The following is a 6,240-nucleotide window of genomic DNA, read 5'->3' on the forward strand; positions in this document are numbered from 1 at the left end:
ATGTATGGATGTATATTATGTATAAAAAAAGACCTACTCCAAGGTCTTGATTTTTATTTTCTTGTTTTTAAATTCTACAAGTAAAGAATGTTGATGATTTTCTAAGTCATTAAACCATTCTTTTGATAAGATTAATGAACTCGATAACTGCAAATGATTCTTATCTCTTTTGAAAATATTATTAGAAACCATTAATTCTATTTTGTCTCTTAATGCTCTGTTATTCTTCAAACCGACTTCTTCACACATCTTGCCAAAACTACCATGACCAAAAGTAATGTTGATTCTTCCTTTATCATCGAACATTTGAATTACTTTCAAAAGTGATTTATCTCTAGCTGGCTTACCAATCCTGATCAGGTTGAGTAAATCATTCAGATAATCATCAGAAGTGAATGAAGCAGAAACACTATAATCAGAATTTAGAGCTGGGTTAGAAATCGTCTTAACCGACTTTTCGTAAGTAATTATGAAACTATTGAAACCTACACCATCAGCCGAAAATAGCGACTGATTCAACATAACGCCTGTTGCGCTTGTTGATGAGAAAATACCTGTTTTAATACCAACATTTTTAAACTGATTTAATGCGGTTGCTTGTTCACTTGGAGTATCTTTTTTTGATAGATAATCACGTATGTCAGAGCTTGAAATTGAATGTTCGTGAACACAGTTGGATTCTATGAGTTTTCGCAGCACAGAGGCGAACTGAGGGCGTTTCGTGCCAAGTAGGGCGGTAAGCTTTACTATATAATTTTCTAAGTCGTTGTCTGTATCACCGACAGATCTAATTATGTTTATCATCTTTAATTCCTTTTGTTGTTACTGTCAATGTATCAGTAAATTTAAGTATGTAAATGAAAAGGAACAAAATAAAACATTGTAACGTTGAAAGGGTTTGTATTTAAAGAGTTTATCTACAATCTCTATTACTAGATAGAACAAAAAAGTTTGTTAGAAATTGGGGCTTTTTGAAAGCTATGGATGAATCGTTCAAACTCGTTTTGATTCAGTGAATGCAAATCAAGCGTATCACCATAGATTAGATGCTCATTACTTTCAGAATTTAGAACAGATACTTGTAAGTCATACTTATCTGTTAGAGTGCTGTAAGCGTGGTTTAGACTATGCCTGACGGCTCTTTCTGAAAAGGTCGGGTTATCAAGTGATATTTCTTCTGCAAGGTCATATAGGCTTTCAGGGTCGTTTGAATGAAATGATTTTAAGTGATTTGTTTCAAAAGTAACATTATCAACAATTGTTACTTCTAGTTTTTCTAAGAACTCATGATCAAAAATAAATGTTTCATCTGTGTAAAAATTAAAACATTTCGCATTTGCTGATAGTGTGATCTTGCTTATCATATTGTTCTCCTTTGTTTGCAAACGGAACATCCTTGTATTACATCCTGTAATTTAAATTCCTTAACCTTTTATTTGTTTGCAATAATAATTTTTAGCATGTTTTTTTTGTTTGTAAATAAAAAATATTTTAATGCTAAATAAAAAGCCTTGGTTACAAGGCTTAAGAAAGTTCATTTATTATTATTTCAATCGTATCGTTCTGATGATTTGTTAGTGCTATAAAATCATTTAAATTTAGTTTGTTGTTTGAGCATATATCCTGTATTACGTTATCTGTTACGAAAACTAGCTCTTTCAAATCTTCTTTTATCTCAACTATTGAGCAATATCCACAATCTAAGTAATGTTTTATTGTTCTGTAAGTTTCTATCAATCTGATTCTTTGTTGTGCTAATGCTGATAGAATTTCAAGTAAGTCATCCATAATCATTCTCCCTATCTAAAGCTGATTCGAATTTTTCAAACGTTGATGCTTGAATTCTTTTTAACTCAGAATATTCAACGTCAGACAAATTGTTTTTATCTTCTAGAACATTATTGTTTTCGTAAATGTCATTCCAAACAGAATTGATTTGTTCTCTTTTTGACATTGGAAATGCTTGAATCATTGCTTTGTGCTTTTCTACTGAATTTAAGATTTGTGCTTCTTGTTCTGCTAATTTTGATTTAAGTAATTGTGCGTATTTCATTGTAAGCTCCTTGTTTTTCTTTGATACTTTTATGATATATGGCCAATTTAATATGTAAATGAAAAATATCACAATGATTTTTGTTACGCTCATTTTTACTTGTAAAATGGGGATTTTTAAAATGGAATTATTTTTTCATTTCGGGAAAAATATCTTAAATATTCAAATTTATTAGGATTGTTGAAGGATGTTATTCATTGAATAGTTATTTTTTAATTAATTATTTTTTTGTTTTCTTTGGTTGGATTCTTCTTTGTGTTGTTGGTTTTTTCAATATATCTGTGTTGATATATTTGATTTATAATGAATGTATGTTGTTAATGTAAGTGAAGGACATAACAACAAAAGGAAATATATTATGGACAAATCAGAAAAAACAGAATTAAAAAAGTTAGAAAGAAAATATTTGATTCTAAAAGACAAGTATAAAAATAGAGTTATAGAAGTGAATGATTATAAAGATGATTTATCAGAGGCAACCGAAAGTTTACTTGAATCAATTGAAAAGATAGAAAAACTAATGGATGAAAATGATTCTTTGAAAAGTGTTGTCATGGCTTATGAAGTAAGAGATAGTATGAATGTAGACTTACAGCATCTTTCAGAAAAAGAAATGAAAAGTTTTATAGCTGATTTAGTCTACATCTTTAACACCAACGAAATGAACGTAAAAAATGACGCTGGCGTTATCGGTGAAAACATTATAGATATACTAATACAAGATATTCATCATAAGTATAAAATTCAGGTTGATAAACAACACATACATTAAAAAGAATGCCACTCAAAAGAGTGGCATTAAAGTTTTTAGCGGTTACTAAAGGTAAAAATCAAGCTTCTTGCTTCTTCATCTCTATCTCTATTTCTTCTTCCGCAATTGCATCAATGATCACCGCACAAGCAGCATCACCAGTGATGTTTAGAGCAGTTCGTATCATGTCAAAGATACGGTCAAGAGCGAAAAGAAGCAGTAGAATTTTTAACACCTAGCTCGTTTTCAACAGTATCCATTGTAACTGGAAGAGTTGCCATTGAAGATGCAGTAGATAGAGCAACAGCTTGTGGTTTCTTCATTGCAACTAGGAACTTCTTAGCGGAAGTTTTAGTGCAGATTTGAACCATTAATGTATAAGCAACGAAACCGAAGATAAGTATAGTCGCAACATAAACTACGAATAGTTTGAATACGATCATCAATGCGCCAAAACCAAACGTTCCTACGGATTCAGCCATTAGTCCGAACACACTTAAAGGAGCAATAATCATTACCTTATTTAAAATGCTTTAGACTAAAATATTTAAGCATACGCAATTTCAAAAGATAAAAAGTAGTGTTCAATTTACAATCAAACTTAAGTAAAACCACTGTAATAATTGGGTTTGTTTTTAGTATATTACTGAAATGGTCTGTTCATTTAATAACTTATAGGAATTTGCTTCCATTTTCTCTTTAGGTCCAAACCAAACCAATGTATTCTATGTAACATAACTAACATTACATAGGTGCTCGTATGGCAAAGGGTGAATCAGGACGCATAGTCCTCGAAGTTGAACCTGAACTAAAGAAAGCTCTTTATTCCATTCTTGCGATGGAACAGCAAACGTTGAAAGATTGGTTCGTAGACAAAGCACAAAAACACATTAAAGAAAAAAAATCTGAGCTAATTCAAAGCTTTTCGAAGGTAGACGATGAAGTTTAAAGCAGATCAAACCTCACAAAAACTGAGAGGTGGCTATTATACACCACAAAATCTAGCTGATTATGTAACAAAGTGGGTATTAAGCAAGAATCCTAAAACCATACTTGAACCAAGTTGTGGGGATGGTGTGTTTATTCAAGCTGTAGCTAATAATGATTGTGATTCTAGTATCGAGTTATCTTGCTTTGAATTGTTTGATACAGAGGCTGCTCTGGCTCTTGAACGTTGTAAATTGAACAACCTAGATAATGCGACCGTAACAGAAGGTGATTTTCTTGTTTGGGCGAATGAACAGCTTAATAAACAACAACCGATTTTTGATGGCGTGCTAGGTAATCCCCCGTTTATTCGTTATCAGTTTTTAGAGAAAAATTTTCAAGAACAAGCTCAATTAGTCTTCGAGCAACTGGATTTGAAATTTACCAAACACACTAATGCTTGGGTTCCATTCATACTATCTTCATTAGCTCTTCTTAAAGATGGTGGAAGACTAGGTATGGTCATACCTTCTGAGATTAGTCACGTAATGCACGCTCAGTCATTGAGAAGCTATCTTGGTCATATTTGCTCTAAGATTTTGATTATCGACCCTAAAGAAATTTGGTTTGAAGGCACGTTACAAGGTGCGGTGATTATTCTCGCAGAGAAAAAGAAAGATTCTGATGACCCGTCACAAGGTGTTGGTATTGTAAGTGTTAGTGGTTTTGAATTCCTTCAAGATGATCCAGATGTTCTCTTTGATAACACGGTTGGAATCAACGGTGAAACAGTTGAAGGAAAGTGGACTAAAGCGACTCTTGATATTGACGAGCTTAAGCTAATTAAAAAAGTAATCGCTCATACTGATGTTCGTAAGTTCAAAGATATAGCCAAAGTTGATGTTGGTATAGTAACTGGTGCTAACAAGTATTTCCTTGTAGATAATGAAACAGTTGCATCGTATGAGCTAGAAAAGTTTTCTCACCCAATGTTCGGTAGAAGCCAACATTGCCCTGGTATCATCTATGATGAACAGCAACATATTGAAAATCAAAATAAAAGTTTACCGACCAATTTCTTATATATAAATGAAGAGTATGAAGACCTTTCTGAAAGAGTAAAAAGCTACATAGCAATAGGCGAAGCAGAAGAGTATCACAAGCGTTATAAGTGCCGTATACGCAAGCCTTGGTTTAAAGTTCCTTCTGTCTACAGCACAGAAATAGGTATGCTAAAACGTTGTCACGATGCACCACGCTTAATTCATAACAAAGTTGGCGCATACACAACTGATACTGCTTATAGAATCACTTCGACTGTTACAAACCCTGAAAACCTAGTTTGTAGTTTTTTGAACCCTCTAACTGCTATTACTGCCGAATTAGAGGGGCGGTTTTACGGTGGCGGTGTTCTAGAACTTGTTCCGTCAGAGATAGAAAAATTGTATATACCTATTGTTGAGGGGCTAGAACATAATGTTGATGAACTCAATCAGCTGATCAAAGAAGGTCAAATAGAGAGTGTGATTCGTCAACAAGGTTCTTTAATCATAGATAAGCTTGGTTTTACTCAAGAAGAGAATGAAAAGCTTGTAGAGATATGGAAAAAGCTCAGAGACAGAAGATTACGTAAGTAGATATATAAGAATGGGAATCAATGCAGCTAACATGCTGCATTGATTTTATCTTGGACATTTATAGGCTTTTGTAAAGGTCTTCAACTGTTGGGATTTCTGAATCTAAATCCCCCAAGTCAAAGAGACTCTTAATCAAATTGTCCATTTTGGCTTTTTCTTGTTCAAATTGCCTTTCGAGTATGATTTTTTCTCTATCACCTGCTTTTTGAACTTGGCCATACAATCTATTCAAAGACTGTTGTTGTAGACTAATCTTATCGTGTGTTGCTTTCTGCTTTTGTTGGTCAAAATCAATAGTCGGTATAGGCATTCTCGTTTGAACCTTTGTCCCACGAGCAACAAATCCACCTCTAAAGATCTCACCGTAAATTGAAGCAAACCATTCAAGATACTTTGATGTAAGAACCGCTTGGATATAGTAGATAGAGTATTTTACGTCATTAGGGACGTTGATAATGCTATAGCCCGCAGTGCCGCCAGAAGAAACAAAAGTTCTATGATTATCAATGCAGTATTTATAGCCATTGGACAGAACACCAACAATCAACTTTTGGTCAACATCGCAGTTCTCTAACGCTTGGCTACGTCCGTATCTATACCATTCTTCGGGTCCTGTTGGATCTGGCTTAATAGAGCGTTTCTTATCATTCAAATGAACTTTTACAATATGTAGAAACTCAAACAACTTAGGGTAGTGACATTTCAGATAATCGTATTCGATAAATCGAATTCTTTCGCCTACTTTTTTATATGGATAAACCACAAAGGAATTAGGCTCAATATCTTTATAAGTATAGAAACTATCATCACCTGAACGATTAGTTTCAAAATAAGGACGAGTCAATTCTTTTTCAATGTGGTATTCAATACCA

General features: G+C 33.3%; 7 protein-coding genes and 2 pseudogenes. 3 read left to right on the forward strand and 6 right to left on the reverse strand.

Going from position 1 to position 6,240, the window contains the following annotated elements:
* Nucleotides 1–33: 33 nt before the first annotated feature.
* The 4 genes from HGG78_RS18155 to HGG78_RS18170 form a co-directional block, all read right to left on the reverse strand.
* Complete coding sequence (locus tag HGG78_RS18155) at nucleotides 34–804, reverse strand: hypothetical protein (RefSeq protein ID WP_172533747.1); 771 nt, start codon at nucleotides 802–804, stop codon at nucleotides 34–36.
* Nucleotides 805–932: 128 nt separating this feature from the next.
* Complete coding sequence (locus HGG78_RS18160) at nucleotides 933–1,364, reverse strand: hypothetical protein (protein ID WP_172533748.1); 432 nt, start codon at nucleotides 1,362–1,364, stop codon at nucleotides 933–935.
* A 160-nt stretch (nucleotides 1,365–1,524) separates the two neighbouring features.
* Nucleotides 1,525–1,788: a hypothetical protein gene (locus HGG78_RS18165; RefSeq protein ID WP_172533749.1), complete on the reverse strand. Its 264-nt coding sequence runs from the start codon at nucleotides 1,786–1,788 to the stop codon at nucleotides 1,525–1,527.
* The gene (locus HGG78_RS18170) at nucleotides 1,781–2,053 is read right to left on the reverse strand and encodes a hypothetical protein (protein WP_172533750.1); all 273 of its coding nucleotides are present in this window, start codon (nucleotides 2,051–2,053) and stop codon (nucleotides 1,781–1,783) included. The genes HGG78_RS18165 and HGG78_RS18170 overlap by 8 nt, the downstream gene beginning before the upstream one ends.
* 358 nt (nucleotides 2,054–2,411) lie before the next feature.
* On the opposite strand from HGG78_RS18170, the gene HGG78_RS18175 reads away from it, so the two are divergent.
* Complete coding sequence (locus HGG78_RS18175; RefSeq protein ID WP_172533751.1) at nucleotides 2,412–2,825, forward strand: hypothetical protein; 414 nt, start codon at nucleotides 2,412–2,414, stop codon at nucleotides 2,823–2,825.
* Nucleotides 2,826–2,883: 58 nt separating this feature from the next.
* Here HGG78_RS18175 and HGG78_RS19085 read toward each other — a convergent pair.
* Nucleotides 2,884–3,334: pseudogene (locus HGG78_RS19085) on the reverse strand (cation:dicarboxylate symporter family transporter); the annotation flags it as partial.
* A 230-nt stretch (nucleotides 3,335–3,564) separates the two neighbouring features.
* Here HGG78_RS19085 and HGG78_RS18185 point away from each other — a divergent pair.
* Nucleotides 3,565–3,753 (forward strand): hypothetical protein, encoded by a 189-nt coding sequence (locus tag HGG78_RS18185; RefSeq protein ID WP_065979674.1) that lies wholly within the window; start codon nucleotides 3,565–3,567, stop codon nucleotides 3,751–3,753.
* The gene (locus HGG78_RS18190; RefSeq protein WP_172533752.1) at nucleotides 3,743–5,368 is read left to right on the forward strand and encodes an N-6 DNA methylase; all 1,626 of its coding nucleotides are present in this window, start codon (nucleotides 3,743–3,745) and stop codon (nucleotides 5,366–5,368) included. Before HGG78_RS18185 ends, HGG78_RS18190 begins: the two co-directional genes overlap by 11 nt.
* 58 nt (nucleotides 5,369–5,426) lie before the next feature.
* On the opposite strand, the pseudogene HGG78_RS18195 reads toward HGG78_RS18190, so the two are convergent.
* A pseudogene (locus tag HGG78_RS18195) lies at nucleotides 5,427–6,240 on the reverse strand (Eco57I restriction-modification methylase domain-containing protein); the annotation flags it as partial.

The sequence above is a fragment of the Vibrio aestuarianus genome (assembly GCF_012395185.1).
In the GTDB taxonomy this organism is placed as follows: Bacteria; Pseudomonadota; Gammaproteobacteria; order Enterobacterales; family Vibrionaceae; genus Vibrio; species Vibrio aestuarianus.

What these genes read in the sequence shown, in the direction of transcription:
- HGG78_RS18155 (WP_172533747.1), bottom strand. Translation starts at nt 804, where the DNA reads ATGATAAACATAATTAGATCTGTCGGTGATACAGACAACGACTTAGAA.
- HGG78_RS18160 (WP_172533748.1), bottom strand. Translation starts at nt 1,364, where the DNA reads ATGATAAGCAAGATCACACTATCAGCAAATGCGAAATGTTTTAATTTT.
- HGG78_RS18165 (WP_172533749.1), bottom strand. Translation starts at nt 1,788, where the DNA reads ATGGATGACTTACTTGAAATTCTATCAGCATTAGCACAACAAAGAATC.
- HGG78_RS18170 (WP_172533750.1), bottom strand. Translation starts at nt 2,053, where the DNA reads ATGAAATACGCACAATTACTTAAATCAAAATTAGCAGAACAAGAAGCA.
- HGG78_RS18175 (WP_172533751.1), top strand. Translation starts at nt 2,412, where the DNA reads ATGGACAAATCAGAAAAAACAGAATTAAAAAAGTTAGAAAGAAAATAT.
- HGG78_RS18185 (WP_065979674.1), top strand. Translation starts at nt 3,565, where the DNA reads ATGGCAAAGGGTGAATCAGGACGCATAGTCCTCGAAGTTGAACCTGAA.
- HGG78_RS18190 (WP_172533752.1), top strand. Translation starts at nt 3,743, where the DNA reads ATGAAGTTTAAAGCAGATCAAACCTCACAAAAACTGAGAGGTGGCTAT.